The organism is Bradyrhizobium sp. Ec3.3 (assembly GCF_000472925.1).
Lineage (GTDB): Bacteria > Pseudomonadota > Alphaproteobacteria > Rhizobiales > Xanthobacteraceae > Bradyrhizobium.
In genome coordinates, this window is record NZ_AXAS01000054.1 from 40333 (window position 1) to 59642 (window position 19310).

Here is a 19310-nt window from a genome sequence, read left to right on the forward strand (position 1 = left end):
TTGAACATAGCGTATTCGGACGGTTGCTCTCAGGTCTTGTACCACTCAGGATTCGACAGCCGGATGAGCAGGTGCAATGAAGCCGAAGATTGCGCCACGTGGCAGGTTAGGGCTGGCCCACAATTTTCCGTTGTGCGCTTCAATAATCGACCGGCAGATCGACAGCCCAAGTCCCAAGCCGCCCGATTTCGTAGTATAGAAAGCTTCGAACAAGCGCTCAAGATCCGCTGGCCCGAAGCCCGGCCCTGAATCGCGCACCTCGACGCAAACGCCATCGGTTTCGTTGCGGGTGCTGATGAGCAGCTCCCGATCTTCTTCGCCCACATCGCGCATTGCTTCGACGGCGTTGACGATCAAGTTGATGATCACTTGTTGCAGTTGAACCCGATCTGCTCGAATGACTGGCAAGCCCTCGGCGAGCTGCGTTCGCACCGAGACGCCGTTCTTCAAAGCTTCGCCACGGGTCAGGGCTATGACCTCAAGCAACGCCTCGTTGATGTCCATGTCCTCCTTTCGCGGAGACGCCCTCTTCATAAGTGCCCGGATACGGTCCATCACGTCGCCTGCATGCTTGCCGGCGCTGACGATAAAACCGAGCGTCTGCCGGACCTCATCCAGATCTGGCGGTTGTGCATCGAGCCAGTTCAAACCGGCATGTGCGCCGTTAACAACCGCGGCGATCGGCTGTTTGATTTCATGCGCAATCGAGGCCATGAGCTGCCCCATCGTCGCGACCCGGCCCGCGTGGGCCAGCTCCGCCTGCACTTCGCGATAGCGGTGCTCGCTGTCTCGTGCTTCGGCTTCCGCCCGCTTGCGTTCGGTGATGTCGTTGAAAAGGATTCCGACGCGTCTGCGCTTGGGGTCTTCGACCCGGAAGGCGTAAACGTCATACCAGCGTCCGAGTTGTTTGGCTTCATTCTCAAAGCGCATCGGCTCGCCCGTCAGGGCGATCCTGCCGTAAATCTCGAACCAATGTTCTTCGTGCTCTGGCGCGATTTCGCGCATCCGTCTGCCGGCGGCATTCTTGATTCCGGTCTGCCGTTCAAACGATGGGCTGATTTGCAAAAAAAGATAATCGATCGGCTTTTCGTTCTGGTCAAACAAGACTTCAATGGTGCAAAAGCCCTCGTCAATCGACTCGAACAACGTGCGGTAATTCTGTTCCGATTCGCGTAATTCCGCCTCGGTGCGCTTGCGCTCGATGAACTGACCGATCTGGCTGCCGATGGTGGCAAGCACGTTGAGCAGCTCCTGATCGGGCTGTCTGAGCTCGCGGCTGAAAAACTCGATCACGCCCAAGACGTCCCCCCCGAGCAGGATAGGAAACCCGAAGGCCGCGCGCAGTCCTTCGAGTTGGGCGAGGCGTCTGCGCGCAAAGTTTTCATCAGAAACGACGTCGGGGATGTATTCGGGCTTACGGCTGGACCACACCCGCCCTGGTAGTCCCGCCCCCGGAACGAAAGTGAACTCCGTACCGATTCTTTCAAATTCCGGGACCTCTATCGACGTCTTATGCCAAAGCTCGACACAGCGCAGCGCCTTGGTCTCCCGGTCCACGCGCCAGAGTGCACCAACGTCCCATCCCAAGCACTCGCCTATGGCCCGCAGTATTCTCGGAGCGACCTCTTCGATCGTGGCTGCTTCCGCCAGGACCTGCGCAACGGTGTGCTGCACGCGCAGGCGCTCCTCTGCGCGCTTGCGTTCGGTGATGTCCGTCAGGATGCCGTACCATTTGAGAACCGTGCCCAGTTCATCGCGTAGGGGCACCGCCCGTACCAAGAACCAACGGTATTCTCCGCTGGCACTGCGATGCCGGGCCTCGTTTTCGAAAGGCTCACCACTTGTCATCGAGTGATGCCACTTGGCGACGTGTTGGATGAGGTCGTCAGGATGAATCGTGGATTGCCAACCCGATCCCGACGTCTCCTTCACGGACAACCCAGAAAATTCCACCCACTGTCGGTTTGTCCAAATGCTGCTACCGTCGGGCTGCGTCGTAAACGCTATCGCAGGTATCGCCTCAACGGTATCCCGAAGCTCTTTTTCCCTTCGACGCAGTGCATCTTCGGCCCGTTGGCGCGAGGCTCGATCGCCGGCCTCGCTCAGCGCGCGCCGCACGGCGGGCACGAGCCGCGACATTCGGGTCTTCAGAACATAGTCGGTGGCCCCGATCTTGAGAGCCTCGATAGCTGCCTCTTCGCCGAGAGTGCCAGAAACAAAGATGAAAGGCAGATCGGGGCGGATACTCTGCGCCAGATTCAACGCGGAGAGTCCGTCGAACGAAGGAAGTTTGTAGTCCGAGAGGATCAGGTCAAATTCGGCGCTCTCAAGAGCTGCCAGAAACTCAGCGCGACTTTGCACGCAGGTGATGCGACAGATCAAATGATCGGTTTCAAGGAGCACTTCTATAAGGCCCGCGTCATTGCGGTCATCCTCCAGCAAGAGGATTCCGATTGGCGAGCTCATGACACCTTCTTCGCGCTTCCTGGGGGCGGTTGATTTATGATCGCCCAGAACATGCCCAGCTCTTTGACGGCGTTGACAAACTCGTGAAAGTCCACGGGCTTCACGACGTAAGCGTTCACCCCGAGCTGGTAGGTCGCCAGCATGTCTTTTTCTTCGTGGGATGATGTCAGTACGACCACTGGTATCATCTTCAGCTTCTGATCTGATCTGATCTGCTGCAAGACCTCCAATCCATCCACTTTCGGCAGCTTTAGGTCCAACAGAATAACCGCGGGGTTTTCATCGGCGCGCGACGCGAATTGTTCTCGACAATGCAGATAGTCGAGTGCCTCTTTGCCGTCGCGAGTAATGACCACCTCGTTCGCGAGCTTGTGCTCGTCAAGAGCTGTGAGCGTAAGCTCAACATCCCTCGGATCGTCCTCGACGATCAGAATTCGTCCCAATTCGCTCATGGCGCGTTCGCTGTCCTCTTCGCTGGATGTTCGGCTTTCGGCAGTGAAAAATAAAAAGTGGCGCCTTGATCGACCGCGCCTTCGGCGCGCACCATCCCGCCATGGCGATGAACAATGCGCTGAACGGTTGCTAACCCTATTCCCGTGCCTTCAAACTCGTCAGCCCGATGCAGCCGTTGAAATACCCCGAACAGCTTGTTGACGTACTGCATGTCGAACCCGACACCGTTGTCTCTCACGAAGATTTCGATCTTGTCTCCATTGGCATCCACAGAGCCAATCTCGATCTTGGCAGGGCGCCGTGAGCCTGAGAATTTGACCGCATTGGAGAGCAAGTTCACGACAACGAGCTTTAGTAGGGAACGGTCTCCATAACAGACCGGAAGTGCATCAATCTTCCAGGAGATATCCTGTCCCTTCGTTTGCGGCTCTATCTCGGAAATTGCCTCCTTGACTACCTTCTGGAGGTCCACTGCCGTCGTCCTGCTTTCAGTGCGGCCAATCCGAGAAAACGCCAGCAAATCATCGATCAGGTTGCCCATTCTTTTTCCTGATTCGCGAATTGTCTGGATGTATCTTTGACTCTTGTCGTCCAGTGAATTCGGCGTGTGTTTTTGCAGCAGTTCCGAGTAGCCGACGATATGACGCAGTGGTGCCCGCAAGTCGTGCGATACCGAATAGGCAAACGCCTCGAGTTCCCTATTAGCCGCTGCCAGCTCCGCCGCGCGCAGATTGAGCTCCTGATTGAGCTTGCGAATTTCGGCCTCGCGCCGCTGACGTTGTTCGAGCTCGGTCTGAAGCCGGTCGCGTGAGTGACGAAGATTCTCCTCGATTCGAAGCCGAACTGCGCTGAAGGAGGCAACTATGATCGCCGAGAGAACAAAAACAAGAAAGTAGGGGAGGTCTCGCGCTGAAACATAGAAGGTGTAGAGTGGCTCTACAAACATGTAGTTGAAGGCCGCCGTGCCCAGCAGAACGGCCACGACGGCAGGCCCGGTCCCCGCGTACCAGGTGACAATGCCGATGACGAGTACAAGTACCGGCAGCGCTACATCACGGAACTGGTATTGTTGGATCGCGAGCGCGGCGGCAATCGCGATCCCCACACAAACAACCGCGAACCCATACCGCAGGGGCGGCGACCGGACTCGCTGAAATTCGTTATCCCAATACGCCACGTTCCTCTACTCCGACGCGTATGCACGTGCGGCTTTGGGCATTTGGCCGATTATAGCAGGTTCGGGGGTGATTGTCCGGGCCTGCGAAGCAGGCTCTTCGAGGAGCGCAAGATATCGACGCTACCGTCGCGGCGGCGGAGTTCGAACTATTCTTAAAAGAAGAAATCCTGCACATGCAGTGCGGCTCGATCGAGCCGGCAAAATAGACACGCAACGCCCGGGTCTCTTTCCCTTCTCGCCATGGGCGCAATCTTCTCGATCCATGATTCGTGCATACCGCCAAACAGGAGCAGCGCGCCGGCAACTCCGTAGACGCGGCCTAGTTGTGTCGCATCGCTTCCGATTGCAGATGCTAGTTTCGCTGTGCGGTCCAATAGCCGGAGCAGCGTGCGCCGGCCGATTGGCCAGTCCAGGTTCCTCGGCCGGATGCTCCCGACAGCCTTCCCGAGCCCGACGCATACCTATCCTGAACAGCCACCGACGCGCGAACCGCACCAGACTGCGCCACGTAGCCTCTGAACTTTACGAGATTTGGATGGGTTACAACTCCGTTGGTGATGTTGACCGAAAAGTCATAGGTCGGATCGCAGGTGCCTCTTTGAGTCACAAAGATAAGATCCCATGATCCGTCGTAAGCCGTGCGCGCTTGCACTGCCGAAGCAAACGGGACAAGGCTTGCCATAACGACGGCCACACAAAGCCAAAGCCTTTTCATAACAGCTCCTCCGTGACAGATTACGACCGACCGCGCTTTTGAAAACCGCTCGTTTTGCGTTGACAGCACAACATACTTCGACTTGATGCGGACGATATTCTCGCGCGACGTCACCGCGACACTTCTCGTTTAACGCGCATGTGCTGCTGTCGCGAATAAAGCGCGGCAAAGCGCGCCAAATTGCTGCTAACCAGAAGGCATGGTTTCCGCGTATTTCGAGCACGGAAGATCGATGGACGGCTGGCATTTCTCAGCCGATCGGATACGATTTCTTCGGGCCGGAGAGAGGCCGCGCGCAAAGCTTGGCTTGGTGAACTCAATCGGGAGGCCGAACGCCGGAGGCTCACAAATGGTGCCGCATTCGCTGAATGTCGCGTACTCGGATGGTGGCTCTCAGATCGTGTGGAAGGACGACGAACGTGTCTTTCGGCGTGGCTGGCGATTAGCCGATGATGGCAACCAGCGCGCCGTGCTGATCGTTGCTCCTGCTGCCGACCACCCACCTCGTTCGAGCCTCGAGCGCCTCACGCACGAATACGAACTGAAAGATGAACTCGACGGGACGTGGGCGGTGCGGCCGCTGGAGCTCGTGCGCGATGCCGACCGGACCATGCTGCTGCTCGATGATGCGGGCGGCGAGCCGCTCGACCATTTGCTCGGCGAGCCCATCGAGGCGGGACGCTTCTTGCGTCTTGCCATTCCTGTCGCGGTGGCGCTAGGCAAGCTTCACCAGCGCGGGCTCGTCCACAAAGACATCAAGCCGCGCAACATCCTGCTGAATGAGGTGACCGGCGAAGTGCGGTTGACCGGGTTCGGCATCGCCTCGCGCTTCGTGCGCGAACGCCAGCCACCTCGTCCTCCGGAGACGATCGCCGGCACGCTCGCCTACATGGCGCCGGAACAGACCGGACGGATGAATCGGTCAATCGATTCCCGGAGCGACCTCTACGCGCTTGGCGTCACCTTCTACCAAATGCTCACCGGTGCTTTGCCGTTTAGCGCAACGGATCCGATGGAATGGGTGCACTGCCACCTCGCCAGGCGGCCGCTGCCGCCTGCCGAGCGGCTGAAAGAAATCCCTGGCGCGCTCTCGGCGATCGTCATGAAGCTGCTCGCGAAGCGGGCCGAAGACCGCTTTCAGACGGCCGCCGGTCTCGAAAGCGACCTTCGCCGCTGCCAGGCCGAATGGGAGGCGGAGCGGCGGATCGACGACTTTCCACTCGGCGAACACGACACGCCCGACCGGCTACTGATTCCAGAGAAGCTCTACGGGCGGCGGCGCGAAGTCGAGACCCTGCTCGCGGCCTTCGACCGCGTCGTCGACGGTGGCGCCCCGGAATTGGTCCTGGTCTCGGGCTATTCCGGCATCGGCAAATCCTCGGTCGTGAACGAATTGCAGCCGGTGTTGGTACTGCCGCGCGGGCTTTTCGCCTCCGGCAAGTTCGATCAGTACAAACGAGATATTCCCTATGCGACCCTAGCGCAGGCCTTTCAAAGCCTGATCCGGCAACTTCTCGGAAAGAGCGAAGCCGAACTGCGTGAGTGGCGTGGGGTATTGCTCGAGGCGCTGGGGCCCAACGGACAGCTCATCATCGATCTCGTCCCAGAACTGCAGGTCATCATCGGCGAGCAACCGGCGCTGCCAGAACTTCCGCCGCAACGTGCGCAAAAACGTTTCCAGCTCGTGTTCCGCCGTTTTATCGGCGTCTTCGCGCGCCCAGAGCACCCGCTGGCGCTCTTTCTGGACGACTTGCAGTGGCTCGATGCGGCTACCCTCGACTTGATCGAAGATTTGATGACGCAGTTCGACGTGCAACACCTCTTACTGATCGGCGCATATCGGGACAATGAGGTCGATTCAACCCATCCACTGACGCGCAAGCTGCACGCTATCCGCAAAGCAGGAGCGCGGGTGCACGAATTTGTCCTTTCGCCGCTCGCACGCGATGAGTTGGGGAGTTTGATCGCAGATGCGATCCGCAGCCATCCGGCCTCGGTTGCGGAGCTCGCCCAATTGGTCCACGAGAAGACGGGCGGCAATCCGTTCTTCGCCATCCAATTCCTCTCCACTCTTGCAGATGAGGAACTGCTCGCGTTCGATCATGCCACGGGGAGCTGGTCATGGGACCTCGCGCGCATTCACTCAAAGGGTTATACCGACAACGTCGTGGACCTCATGGTTCGCAAGTTGAGCCGTCTGCCGGCTGAAACGCAGACGGCGCTCACGAGGTTCGCTTGCCTTGGAAATATCGCGCCAACGGCCACACTCTCGCTCGTTCAGGGCACATCGGAGGAGCAGGTTCACCGAGATCTCTGGGAGGCTGTGCGCCAGGAGTTTATCGAGCGTCTCGACGGCTCCTACAAATTCATGCACGACCGAATCCACGAAGGCACCTATTCGCTGATCTCGAAAGAATGGCGCCCCGAAGAGCATCTCCGAATCGGAAGGCTGATCCTCCTGCACACAAGCGGCGAGAAGCGTGAGGAGAGTATCTTCGACATCGTCAACCAGCTCAACCGCGCCGCGGCCCTGATCACCTCGCGGGAGGAGCGCGAACAATTGGCCGCGCTGAATTTGATCGCAGGAAAGCGCGCCAAGGCGTCCGCAGCGTACGCTGTTGCGCTTACCTATCTGATTGTAGGTGGAGAGCTGCTGGCGGACGACCGCTGGCCACAGTGCCGCGAGCTTACCTTCGAGCTTGAGCTCAACCGCGCCGAATGTGAATTTCTGACCGGTGACTTCCATGCGGCGGAGCGGCGCCTGGAGAACATGTCGGCGTTCACCGCCGGCGCGGTCGAGCAAGCTCTCGTCGCCTGCTTGGGGATCGATCTCTATTCGGCACTCGCCCGCAGCGACCGAGCGGTTCAGGTCGCTCTCGATTATCTCCGCCAACGCGGCATCCACTGGTCGCCACACCCAGTGGACGCCGAAGTACGGCGGGAATACGATCGGATCTGGTCACTGCTTGGCTCCCGTACGATCGAGGAACTCGTCAACCTTCCCTCGATGATCGATCCTGAGTCCCTTGCGATCGTCGACGTCCTGACCAGAGTCGGACCGGCGGCGCAATTTACGGACAAAAACCTCCATGCGCTCGCCTCCTGCAAGGCAATCAATTTGAGCCTCGAGAAGGGCAATAGCGACAGCTCCTGCGGCGCATATGTCTTGGTCGCGACTATCGCGGGCCGTGACTTCGGCGACTACAAGGACGCCATTCGCTTCGGGCAGCTGGGGTGTGATCTGGTGGAGCAGCGCGGTCTCAAGCGTTTGCAGCCTGCTACCTATTGTTGGTTCGGGGGCCTTGTCCAGACCTGGGCGGAACACTTTCGATCCTGCAGGGGTATGTTGCGCCGGACGTTCTCAGTTGCCAATGAGATCGGCGATCTCGGTTACGCTGTGTACAGCTCGAGCATCCTTATCTCCAATCTTCTCTGCGCGGGGGATCCACTGGCGGAGGTCGAGCGCGAAGCCGAGCTTAACTTCGAGTTCGCGCAGCATGCCCGATTCGGGTTCATGGTCGACACCTCCAGGGCGCATCTCGGGCTCATCCGGACGCTCCGTGGTCTTACGCGCGCGTTCGGCCGCTTCGATTACGGGGATTTCGACGAAAGCGAGTTCGAGGGCCAACTCCCGAGTAGCGCAGGTCAAGGCATTGCGGCTTGCTGGTGGTGGATTCGAAAGCTGCAGGCGCGGTTCTTTGCGAGCGACTACGCAGCGGCGCTCGAGGCTGCCGCCAACGCGGAGAAGCTGCTGTGGGCCCAGCCTACAGAATTTGCGAGGTCGGACTATGGCTTTTTCGCCGCGCTTTCTCACGCCGCTTGCTGCGGCCCCGACAACGAAGGCAATCGTGAACAGCACCTCGAGGCAATGGCCGGCCGTCACCGTCAATTCGAAATCCTTGCGGAGAGTTGTCCGGACAATTTCGCGCACCGCGCCGCGCTGCTCGGTGCTGAGATTGCGCGCATCGAGGGGCGGCCGCTCGATGCCATGAGCCTTTACGAGCGCGCCATCGCGTCGGCACGCGCAAATAGCTTCGTGCACGACGAAGCGCTTACCTATGAGTTGGCTGCTCGCTTTTACGCGGCGCGCGGCTCTCAGGAGATCTCACATCTGTATCTGGGGAACGCACGGCGTAACTATCTACGATGGGGAGCCGATGGAAAGGTGCGGCAACTCGATCAGCTCCATCCGTGGCTGAGGGCCGACGAACGGGCTCCGGGTTCGACGGGAACCATCGAAGCACCGGTCGAATATCTCGATCTGGCGACGATGATCGAAGTCTCGCAGGCGCTCTCTGGCGAGATGGTGCTGGAAAAGCTCATCGACAAACTTATGCGCGCAGCCCTCGAGCACGCCGGCGCTGAACGTGGTCTTCTGATTGTCCCGCGAGGTGATGAGCTGCAGATACAGGCGGAGGCGATCGCCAGTGGAGAGAATGTAGCCGTGCATCTGCGCGACGCCTCCTACAGCGCAGCCGCGTTGCCGGAGTCGTTGGTTCGTTATGGAACGCGCACGCATGAGACGGTGATTCTTGACGACGCTTCCTCTCAGCAGAGATTTTCTGATCCCTATCTTCTTCAGTGTCGTGTCCGCTCAATTCTCAGTTTGCCGTTGATCAATCAGGGAAAGCTTACCGGTATTCTCTACCTGGAGAACAATCTGGCACCAAGCGTCTTCACGCCCGATCGCGTCGCCTTGTTGAAGATGCTGGCGTCGCAGGCCGCAATCTCGCTCGAAAATTCGCGGCTTTATCGCGACCTCGCGGACCGGGAAGGCAAGATTCGGCGTTTGGTCGACGCCAACATCATCGGGATATTCATTGCCGATCGCGAAGGTCGGATTCTTGAAGCCAATGACGCGTTCCTGCGTATCTTGGGATATGACCGCGAAGACGTGGCTTTAGGCCGGCTGCACTGGACTGAGTTGTCCCCGCCGGAATGGCGCGAGCGCGACCTGCGCACGCGCGCACTGCTGGACACAACGGGGATCGTTCCACCCTTCGAGAAGGAGTATGTTCGGAAAGACGGCAGCCGTGTTCCCGTGCTTATTGGCGCCACGCTTTTCAAACAAGGCGGCGACGAGGGCGTTGCGTTCGTGCTCGATTTGACCGAACGCAAACGTGCGGAGGAGGCGCTACGTGAGAGCGAGCGAAGTTTGCGTTCGGCAATTGACGGGATACCGGGTTTCGTCGCGGTCTTGGCCCCGAATGGTGAGATCGAAACTCTCAATCGTCAGATCGTCGAGTATTGCGGCCAGTCACTGGAAGAGCTGAAGAACTGGGCCACAAACGGACCGATACATCCTGATGACCTTCCCCGTGTCGTTGAAATTCTCACAAAATCAATCGCCACCGGTGTTCTCTACGAGACCGTAACGCGCATGAGGCGCTTCGACGGCGAATATCGATGGTTTGACGTCCGCGGCGTCCCAATTCGCGATGACTCTGGGCGCATTACTCGCTGGTATGTTCTCCTGACGGATGTCGAGGATCGCACGCAGGCGCTGGCGCGGTTGCAGCAGATGCAATCGGATTTCGCTCACATGAACCGCGTGAGCATGATGGGAGAATTGGCAGCCTCGCTCTCTCACGAGATCGCGCAACCGATCGCCAGCGCGCGCAACAACGCCCGGGCGGCCCAGAATTTTCTGAAGATGGAGCCGCTGGACGCGAGGGAGGTCAGGGAGGCACTCTCCTGTGTCGTCGGGGACACAGATCGAGCCGGAGACATCATCGATCGCATCCGAGAGCAAATCAAGAAAGCGCCGCCGCGAAAAGAGCGGTTTGATCTCAACGCGGCGATCAACGAAGTGATCGCGTTAGCGCAAAGCGCGACCGTCAGGAATGGCGTGTCGGTCCAGACCCGGCTTGCGGAGGGATTGCTTCCGGTTCTGGGGGACCGCATTCAGCTGCAACAAGTCTTGCTGAATTTGATTCTCAACGCGGCTGAAGCAATGAGCTCGGTTGAAGAGGGAGCAAGATGGCTGTTGATCAGTACCGATCTGGACCAGGCAGGCGCTCTCGTGGCCGTGCGCGATTCAGGGCCGGGCATTGATCCTGCGCATCTCGATAGGATCTTCGATGCCTTTTACACCACGAAGTCCAGTGGAACAGGCATGGGGTTGGCGATTTGCCGCTCCATCATCCTTGCTCACGGAGGCAAGCTGTGGGCAGAAGCGAACGAGCCTCGCGGCGCTGCATTTCAGTTCACCTTGCCCGATACCGAAAGAGAGCTCACGACTGCGTTTCAGGCGAGCCACCGGAGTTGAAAGCCGCGCTAACACATCGCGTGAGTTGGTCCTCGTCTACCGGCTTGCGCAGGTAACACAGGACGCCGTCGTTTAGCGCGCGAGCCCGGTCGACGTCATTGGGAAATGCCGTCACAAGGATCGTCGGAATTGCGTGGCCCGCATCGATAAGGCGCCGGCAGAGTTCGAGCCCGGTCATGGCGGGCATATGAATGTCGGTGATCAGGCATGCAGTTTCGGAGAGGCGCGGGGAGGCGAGAAATTCGGTTGCAGACGAGAAAACGTCGACCGTGTGGCCCAGGGATCTCATGAGCCTGCACATTGACTCACGAAAGAACCGATCATCGTCGACGACCGAAACTAGTACCTTTTTCATCATGCCCTTATGCCATTCGCAGGCCCCTTCGTGCGGGCAGCTAACGGTGCCGTAGATCCGCGTGGGATGGCTTGACTTGCGTCAAGAATGCCACCGATGCAATGCCGATGCGCCTAAACTTTGGCTTATGCCGACGGCGATTGGGAGTTCTGGCAGCCATCGCTTGGGACGGAGAACTCCCCGCTGGGCGAGGTGATCGCTAGGATCATACCTGGCGACCTCAGGACCCACGTCCGGGCGTTTGTAAGCCTTCGTATCGTCGTCCCGCCTCTTTGGATGCCCGATTTCGACCTGCGCTCAATTGAGGTGCTGGTAACGATCCTAATAGTCTGCATGCGTCCGAAATGCGCAGGGGCGAAAAGGAGAAAACAATGGCTTACCGCTTAGAAACTCACGGGTCTGACAGGGCCAATCGATGCGCAATGTGCGATGGCAAGTTCGGTCTCGTCCGGCATTATTCTTGGCGAACCCCGCTTTGCTCCCGGGAGTGCGTCGATCGCTTCGCAGCTCGCCGCCAGAGTGACCGTAATTGGTTGGGCTGGCTCCAAATGCCCTTCGACCAGTCGCCCGAACACCGCGCGAGGGCGTCATGACGCTTCAGATCTCACAACGAGGCAAGCAATATCTAAAGACCGCGCAGACCTTGCTCCGCTCCGCCAAAACCATGACTGACGAGGTGATCGCGGGTCAGCTAAGGGCTCTTGCCGACGATTATCAACGGCGAGCTGAGAAGGCTTCCCGCGACGATGCGGCCAAGGCACTCGCTCGATCGGCTGTCAGCGCTGAAGGCGAGTGGTATGCATGATGCGATGGGCATCGCTCAGCTGCGATCTGGCGAGCCATAGATCCTAAAGTCGATCAGCACGTCGGGGGCAAGCTGAGTCGGAGTCGTAAACTTGAGTGTACCCGCGCGCATGCTTGGGAACAATGGGACTGTTCAGGTTCGGGGATTAGGGCTAGAAATGCGCGATCTGGCAGAAGACCAGGACACAGGCTCATTTTCGCGGTCCCTTCGAGCAGCAGCGATGCCTGATTCCACCTCCACCGTGTTGGTCGTCGACGACGACCCTGACCTCCGAGCGTCGGTCGGGCGGCTACTGCGATCGCTCGGCATCGACGTTCAGCTATTTGCGTCCATTTCCGAGTTCCTCAAGTCCGATCTCCCGGATTGCCCCACCTGCCTGGTGCTTGACATCAGAATGCCCGGCCAAAGCGGCCTCGATCTTCAGCGCGAGCTCGTTACGGCAAATAGGGAAATCCCGATTATCTTCGTCACAGGACATGGTGACATACCAATGTCCGTGCAGGCGATGAAAAGGGGCGCCATCGAGTTCCTGACTAAGCCGTTCCGCGACCAGGATCTCCTCGACGCCATTGAGCTCGGTCTCTCACGTGATCGTGCGCGGCGGGAAAATGAGAAGGACCTGGTCGCTCTCAGGGAGCGCTTCGGGTCGCTGAGCCCCAGGGAGCGCGAGATCATGATTCAGGTCGCCCGCGGCCGCCTGAGCAAACAGATCGCCCACGATATCGGCATCGCCGAAGCCACCGTGAAGGTGCATCGCAGCAGGGCGATGCAGAAGATGCAGGCCGGTTCGCTTCCCGAGCTCGGCCGGATGGCTGACAAGCTCAAGCTGGTACCTGATAGGCCGCAACGCTCTTGAGCTGTCCCTTTGCGTGGCGCGCTATTGGCGCGCTCAGGCGACAGCCCCTATCGGCCGATGGCCGCAATCTCACAAGCCGCGTTTTGCTCGCCCCAATCGTCGAATCCCATGGCGGATGCCTGTGGGTCAACGCGTGCCAGCCACGCGGGGCTCTCTTTCAGTTTGCGATCCCTGCTCGGTCGACATGATCTAGCAGCAATTGGCACGATTTGCCGAGCTTTACTCCCGGCGCCTTCGCATGTCGGTAAAGTAGCCCATACGCCGTTCAATAGAACGACGCACTCAAAAACTCGATGGAGACGCGAATGTTTGGAACTGTCGCAACAACCAAGATAAAGGAAGGCAAAAACGCGGATTTCGAGAAGGTCGCGACGGAGCTCGTCAAGAAGGTCAACGAAAACGAGAAGGGTACACCGATCAGGCAGCGGTCGATGCCCATCTCAGCACAGAATATTTCAAGTCACTCATGGGGGCGATGGCTGAATTCATGGACGGTAAGCCGACTATCCACTCGTTGAAGCAGGTTGGGACGTAAGACGAACTACGAGACGATGTCCGCTGGTGATCCTTCGACATATTGTGCCGTCGCGCCAATTTGGTAGTTAACGAAGCAAAGCTGATGCGGCCTCGTCGCTTCAGCCCAACGCGTCTATGGCACTCGGCCTAAGATAGATCAGGCTGTTCGCCACGAGTCGGCGTGCCGCGCTTTCCGAGATTGGGTTGACGAAGTAGCTCGGAGCTCAGGAACGGCTCTCGCGTATTTTGGCGGATTCCTTGATGGGCGCGATCTTGTAGCGGAAAAGAGAAAAGGCCGACGGGCAGCTACGCCGGCGGCCTCCTCTTGCAACTGCCGGCTCGCAGGTCCGGTTCCGCTGCGATTCTCTGAGCACAACCAAATCTGGATTGGCGTGCACTTGGCGATCTGCATGGAGTGACGTTATCGCAGGATGACAACTGACGCCATTACACGTCGGTAGGGCGCGAATGTACGGAGAGCGAGGCGCATTACTGAATCCAGATACAGCTAATCATACGTCGGTTTATATCGATCACGAGCACCACGCAGAGGCGCGACAGCGACAAGAGTTTCAGGCCTCCTTGATCCGGCCTGAGCAATCACAATGCGCGGTTCGAACGCCTCCACCCGGCTTGTAAATCTAGGTTTAGGCAATGCAACCAAATCTGTCATTGCGCACGACCCGCGTGGAATAGCTCGCGGTGCTCCAAATCGTCAAATTACGGGTCAGTGGCATCTTTGCGAGATTAGCCTGCCAAAGCACGCGAGGTCATAATGCGCGCATCAGCTTCGACTGCAGCTTTCGGACGCTTGGAGCAATTTCATCCCGAACCGGAGCTTGACACCGGACGCGCCGCTCGGCCTTTTAACGCGGCTACGCCACTCTCCCAGAAACGAAGCGAATCGGTCGGTGCCGCTCTAGCCGACGTTTCCTTCGGACCATTCCGCCTGCTTCCGACGCAGTTTCTTCTGCTGGAAGAAGACAAGCCCGTGTGCCTCGGAAGTCGTGCTCTGGAGATCCTGATTGCTCTTCTTGAACGCCGCGGTCAGCTGGTCAGTAAGCAGGACTTGATGGCTCGGGTCTGGCCCAATGTCTTCGTCGAGCCTGCGAACCTCACGGTCCATATATCCGCGCTGCGTCGCGCCCTGCGTGACGGCCGGGACGGCCATCGGTTCATCGTCAACGTCCCTGGGCGTGGCTACTGTTTCGTCGCCTCGGTCGATGTATCGGGACGTGACAACTGAGCGCGAGTGGCGAAGCATCCGCAGAGGCACGACCGTGGTCGCGATAACGACAGAGCAGCGGTACACTGTAGCGAATATTCCGGTCAGCTCCTGGAGCTTCGCCATCCGCGTTTGGCTGGCTACCATCCTCGCCTTGTTCGTGAGCTTTTGGCTGCAGCTCGAATCGCCGACGACAGCCGCGCTTACGGTTGCAGTTCTCGCCGAACCAACCCGCGGCCAGGCGTTGGACAAGGCAGGCTTTCGATTGCTCGCCACTGTGGTGGGCGTAACAGTGTCAATCGCAGTCACCGGCCTCTTCTCGCAGGCCAGGGATCTGATCCTCGTGGCTTTTGCGGTGTGGCTTGGCATTTGCGTCTTTGCGGCAAAGCTCCTGGACGGCTATCGAGCTTATGCGGCGGTACTGTCCGGCTATACGATCGCATTTATCGCGACGCAGCAGATCGATAATCCGCAGCATGTGTTTGAGTCCGGCATGGCGCGTGGCGCCGCGATCGCGGTCGGCATTCTTTCGATCGCCGTGGTGAATACGTTCATGTTTGCTCCCAACCGTCAACCGGGCCTGGTTGCGCAGCTGGCGGCGATCCATCGCCGCGTCCGCGCGTATGCAAGCGCCGCCTTCAGCGACGAGGCAAGCAACTCGATGACGTTCCTGACGCTACTGCGCGAAATAGTGGCGCTCCGGCCAGAGATCGCAAGCCTTGTTGCGGAGTCGAGCAGCGGCTCGGTCAGGAGCGCTGCCGCCCGCAGCACCGTGGTCTCGCTAATCGCCGAATTACAGGACGCGCGGACCTTGAGCAGCAGTTGTGTCCGCGGCGGTGAAGCTCGAACAGAAGTCTCGGCACGGAGCGAGTTTGTTCGACGGGACGAAGAGGTTCGCCAAGAGCTGCTCGCCCTGAAATCGGGCAGGTGGCCGTTGCGATTGTGGCGTGCACCCCTGTATCGCTCTTATCGAATTGCCGCTGAAAGCGGTGTCCGCGCCGTCCTATGGTTTGCAATCGCCTCGGCATTCTACGTCTGGGCCGGGTGGCCTGCAGCGAGCGTTTCGCTGTCCTTCGTAGCGCTGATGATCGGATTGGGGGCGACAACTCCAAATCCGCGCGGCTTCACCGCCGTCGCACTTGTTGCTGCGCCGATCGCAATTGTCCTGACCGGTATACTCGAGTTCATCATTCTCAATGGCGCCGACGCCTTCCCTCTACTGGCTATCGGCCTTGCGCCGTTTGTGATCGGCGCGGCACTCCTTATCACCTCCAAAACCCTTCTGTGGTCGTCACTTGGTCGCGCCATTCTACCTTTCACCATGCTCATCCTGGCGCCGAGTAATCCACAGACCTACAATCCGCAGGCCTTTCTCTTCACCTCTGTGTTCATTATCGCGGCAGCCGCGTTCCTGTTCGCAACGCAAACACTGATTCCTCCTGTATCCGATGACAAACGCAGGAAGCAGTTTCTGGCAGAGGTCCGCAGCGAGCTGCAGGAGCCGTTCCTTCGGAAGGGAGAGGCGTTGGAAGAAGCGACGTTCCGGGACGCCTCGCGGCTAGGGCAATTTCTTGCCGCTGGGGGAGGAAAGGACAGTCGCGGCCTCGCAGAAATAATCTCCTGCTTCGATCAATCGGCAATACTCCGGCTTTGCGATGCGAAGCTGATGGAATTCGCCGATGGGCCGCTTGCAGAGGAAGTGCGCGCGGCGATCGTCAGGCGAGATACGGCCGCGCTGCGCGCTATTGCGCACAGGCTTCGTGAACAGGCTACGCACAACGATTCGATTGAGGCAGAAGTTGCGGCGTGCCTTTCCCTGACAAGCGACATCTTCGATCGGAAACAAAATCTCGATTTCTTGGAGGCAACCTGATGGCACACACCTTTGCAGAACTGGTGGTCGGAGGCGTCTTGATGGCGCCGCTTGTAACCTACCTGGCGGTAGCTCTTGTCGTCATCCTCGCGCTCCGACCACTTCTGCATGTCGTCGGGTTTGCGAAGGTGTTCAGTCACGCCGCAGTCGCTGAGATGAGCCTGTATGTGACGGTTATCGGCCTATTAATTCTGTTGTTCTAGAGGAGGGTTACCATGGACGCTGTCGTTTATGACGAAGCTGTTCAGGAAAACGCGGCGCAGACAAGCCTCGTGCGCTCGTCGCCGGTTGAGGCCAAGGAACCGGTTCGACAAACGAGCGAGTTCGACAAGGTCGCCCTAAGGGTATCGGAAGGTTGCCCGGACAACGAACAGATCGCCCTGCCTCCACTAAAATCAAAGCCGCCGCGGCGAAGTCATGGCTCGCGAACCGCGAGGCATCTGCTGCGCAAGCTGGCGACGGTCGGCATCGCCGCCGTTGCAGCGACCGCCGCTCTCGTGACTTGGGACCAGTACAACGCCGGGCCGTGGACGCGAGATGGGCGAGTGCGAGTGCAAGTTGCAAGCGTGGCACCGGACGTTTCCGCAAAAATCAAAGAGCTGCGAGTCACCGACAATCAATTCGTTCGCAAGGGTGACATCTTGTATGTCATCGATCCGTTCGATTTCGAAGTCGCGCTGCGTGCAAACAAAGCGGCCCTACAGCAAAAGATGGCCGATTTGAACGTGAAGGAATTGCAGTCTGAGCGGCGAAGCCGCTTGTCTGATTTATCTGCGTCCGTTGAACAGAAGCAGGTCTATGAGGGAAATGCGCTCCAGGCAAAGGCCGCCGTCGATGCGGCTCAGGAGCAGGTGCGGCAGGCGGAGAACAATCTGCGGAACACCGAGGTGCGCAGTCCGGTGAATGGCATCGTCACCAATCTCATGCTCCGAAAAGGAGACTATGCGCATCAAGGTGCGGCCAACGTTTCCATCATCGACACGGACAGCTATTGGGTGGACGGCTACTTCGAGGAAACGAAGCTGGCGCGGCTGTGCGTGGGTGACCGCGCCGAGGCAAAGCTGATGGGCTTCTCTGAGCCCGTCATCGGTCACATCGCTACGGTGACCCGAGGCGTCAGCGTGTCCAATGCAGCGGCTGCGACACAGGGGCTGCCCAACGTCGATCCGGTTTACACCTGGGTACGGCTGGCCCAGCGAGTGCCGGTCCGGATCGCGATCGATCACGTGCCGGCCGGTGTGCCTTTGGTGTCGGGTTTGACTGCAACCGTCACGATCCGGGACGGCCAGGACGGCGGAATCGGGACGCTCTTGCAAAGAATCCGCGCCGAACTCGAGACGAGCTTCTTCGGATTGATCGGCGAAGCGTCGGCGCGACCGGGCTGCATTCCGAGCTCTTCGTCTCCCTAACGTAGAAAGCGGCTATTGCAGCGCATGTGACAGCGTCAGCTTTCTATCGAGTGTGGTGCTGCCTCTCTCGCTAAGAGAGGTGGCACCTCTGCCGCGTCCCAAATCGTCACTCAGGATCTTTTAAGCCAAGGTTTATGTGGGGCAACCACAGCCGTACGGGAAACGACTCGCGTGCAATAGAACATAGACCTGAAGAATGCAACGCTCCTCGCAACAACTCGTTTTATGGAGTGCGCTGATGAGGAGAATCGCTGTTCTGATAGTTTCTGCCGCGATTAACGCATCTACGATTCCTGCGGTCGCGGCGGGCTGCGCCTCAAACAAGAACATCGACGGCTCTTGCGCTGGCTTGGTGACGGTACAAAGCCAACTCGATAATGCCGCCGACAAAGAGAAGCGCTGTCGCGCCTACGCCACCTCATTCTATGAGTCGGTGGTATTGCGACAAGCCGCTGCCAACCGCGTCGACGGCGCGCAGGTGTTGACTGCAATCGATTCAGTGATCAACGCGTTCAACGACCTGTTGGCGACGAAGTGCGGCGGTTGAGCCCCACTATTCCTCGGAAAATCGTGATTTGCGAGGTGCTCAAATGATCCTGTTTCCTCTCTTGGCTAACTGGATGTGGTTCCAGATCTTAGCAGCGTCGCCCCTCTCACCCTCGCGCCCTCTCCTTGAGGACTCGAGCGACGCTTGCCTCTCGCTGCTGCCCATCCCATTCAATGGAGACTGAACATGACCCAGGTCTATTTCCACTGCTCCAACACGAGGAAGGTTTTTGTCGATCGCCGAGGCGCCGTAGTGGACGATCTTGCCGAGGCCCGCGATCATGCGACCCGCGTCGTGCAATCATTTACAAATGAGCGCAGCCTCGAAGATTGGCGTGACTGGATTTTGCACGTCAGCGACGACCAGGGCGATGAGCTCTTTGTTGTCCCCTTCACTTTCGTGCTCGGCAAGCCGCACTGAGGTCGCCATGACAGTTCAGTCACTCTCCAATAGCACGCTATATTGCTCGTTCTGCGGCAAGAGCCAGCACGAAGTCCGCAAACTGATCGCGGGTCCCACGGTCTTCATCTGCGACGAGTGCGTCGAGCTCTGCATGGACATCATCCGTGAGGAGAACAAGTCCTCGCTGGTGAAGTCGCGCGACGGTATTCCGACGCCGAAGGAAATCTGCAAGGTGCTGGACGA

The 19310-nt window shown here is 58.8% G+C and carries 14 protein-coding genes; 10 read left to right on the forward strand and 4 right to left on the reverse strand.

Annotated features, from left to right (window positions below):
• Positions 1-45: 45 nt before the first annotated feature.
• From YUU_RS55360 to YUU_RS52730, 3 genes are read right to left on the reverse strand one after another with little or no spacing between them, the layout of a single operon-like run.
• On the reverse strand, positions 46-2466 hold the full coding sequence (locus YUU_RS55360) for a PAS domain S-box protein (protein WP_051390056.1): 2421 nt from the start codon (positions 2464-2466) through the stop codon (positions 46-48).
• The gene (locus YUU_RS0135715) at positions 2463-2918 is read right to left on the reverse strand and encodes a response regulator (RefSeq protein WP_027526651.1); all 456 of its coding nucleotides are present in this window, start codon (positions 2916-2918) and stop codon (positions 2463-2465) included. Before YUU_RS0135715 ends, YUU_RS55360 begins: the two co-directional genes overlap by 4 nt.
• Entirely contained in the window at positions 2915-4096 is a 1182-nt protein-coding gene (locus tag YUU_RS52730; protein ID WP_084801693.1) for an ATP-binding protein, read from the reverse strand. Before YUU_RS52730 ends, YUU_RS0135715 begins: the two co-directional genes overlap by 4 nt.
• Positions 4097-5160: 1064 nt before the next feature.
• Here YUU_RS52730 and YUU_RS52735 point away from each other — a divergent pair.
• Positions 5161-11079 (forward strand): AAA family ATPase, encoded by a 5919-nt coding sequence (locus tag YUU_RS52735; RefSeq protein ID WP_051390058.1) that lies wholly within the window; start codon positions 5161-5163, stop codon positions 11077-11079.
• On the opposite strand, the gene YUU_RS0135735 is transcribed toward YUU_RS52735, so the two are convergent.
• Positions 11045-11437: a response regulator transcription factor gene (locus YUU_RS0135735; RefSeq protein WP_027526652.1), complete on the reverse strand. Its 393-nt coding sequence runs from the start codon at positions 11435-11437 to the stop codon at positions 11045-11047. The genes YUU_RS52735 and YUU_RS0135735 overlap by 35 nt on opposite strands.
• Before the next feature lie 586 nt (positions 11438-12023).
• On the opposite strand from YUU_RS0135735, the gene YUU_RS0135745 reads away from it, so the two are divergent.
• From YUU_RS0135745 to YUU_RS0135795, 9 genes are all read left to right on the forward strand, one after another.
• On the forward strand, positions 12024-12239 hold the full coding sequence (locus YUU_RS0135745; protein WP_027526654.1) for a hypothetical protein: 216 nt from the start codon (positions 12024-12026) through the stop codon (positions 12237-12239).
• Positions 12240-12459: 220 nt separating this feature from the next.
• Positions 12460-13095, forward strand: coding sequence for a response regulator transcription factor (locus YUU_RS0135750; RefSeq protein WP_027526655.1), 636 nt, complete (start codon positions 12460-12462; stop codon positions 13093-13095).
• Positions 13096-14386: 1291 nt separating this feature from the next.
• Positions 14387-14857 (forward strand): transcriptional regulator, encoded by a 471-nt coding sequence (locus tag YUU_RS57080; protein WP_084801695.1) that lies wholly within the window; start codon positions 14387-14389, stop codon positions 14855-14857.
• A gap of 34 nt (positions 14858-14891) precedes the next feature.
• Entirely contained in the window at positions 14892-16709 is a 1818-nt protein-coding gene (locus YUU_RS52740) for an FUSC family protein (protein WP_063621785.1), read from the forward strand.
• Positions 16709-16912: a DUF1656 domain-containing protein gene (locus YUU_RS0135770; protein WP_027526657.1), complete on the forward strand. Its 204-nt coding sequence runs from the start codon at positions 16709-16711 to the stop codon at positions 16910-16912. Before YUU_RS52740 ends, YUU_RS0135770 begins: the two co-directional genes overlap by 1 nt.
• A gap of 12 nt (positions 16913-16924) precedes the next feature.
• Complete coding sequence (locus YUU_RS52745) at positions 16925-18118, forward strand: HlyD family secretion protein (protein ID WP_051390061.1); 1194 nt, start codon at positions 16925-16927, stop codon at positions 18116-18118.
• A 238-nt stretch (positions 18119-18356) separates the two neighbouring features.
• Positions 18357-18665 (forward strand): hypothetical protein, encoded by a 309-nt coding sequence (locus YUU_RS59210; RefSeq protein WP_156944690.1) that lies wholly within the window; start codon positions 18357-18359, stop codon positions 18663-18665.
• Between the two features lie 186 nt (positions 18666-18851).
• Positions 18852-19085, forward strand: coding sequence for a hypothetical protein (locus YUU_RS0135790; RefSeq protein WP_027526659.1), 234 nt, complete (start codon positions 18852-18854; stop codon positions 19083-19085).
• 7 nt (positions 19086-19092) lie between these two features.
• Positions 19093-19310: ClpX C4-type zinc finger protein (locus YUU_RS0135795; protein WP_027526660.1), on the forward strand; the 218-nt coding region annotated here is incomplete at its 3' end.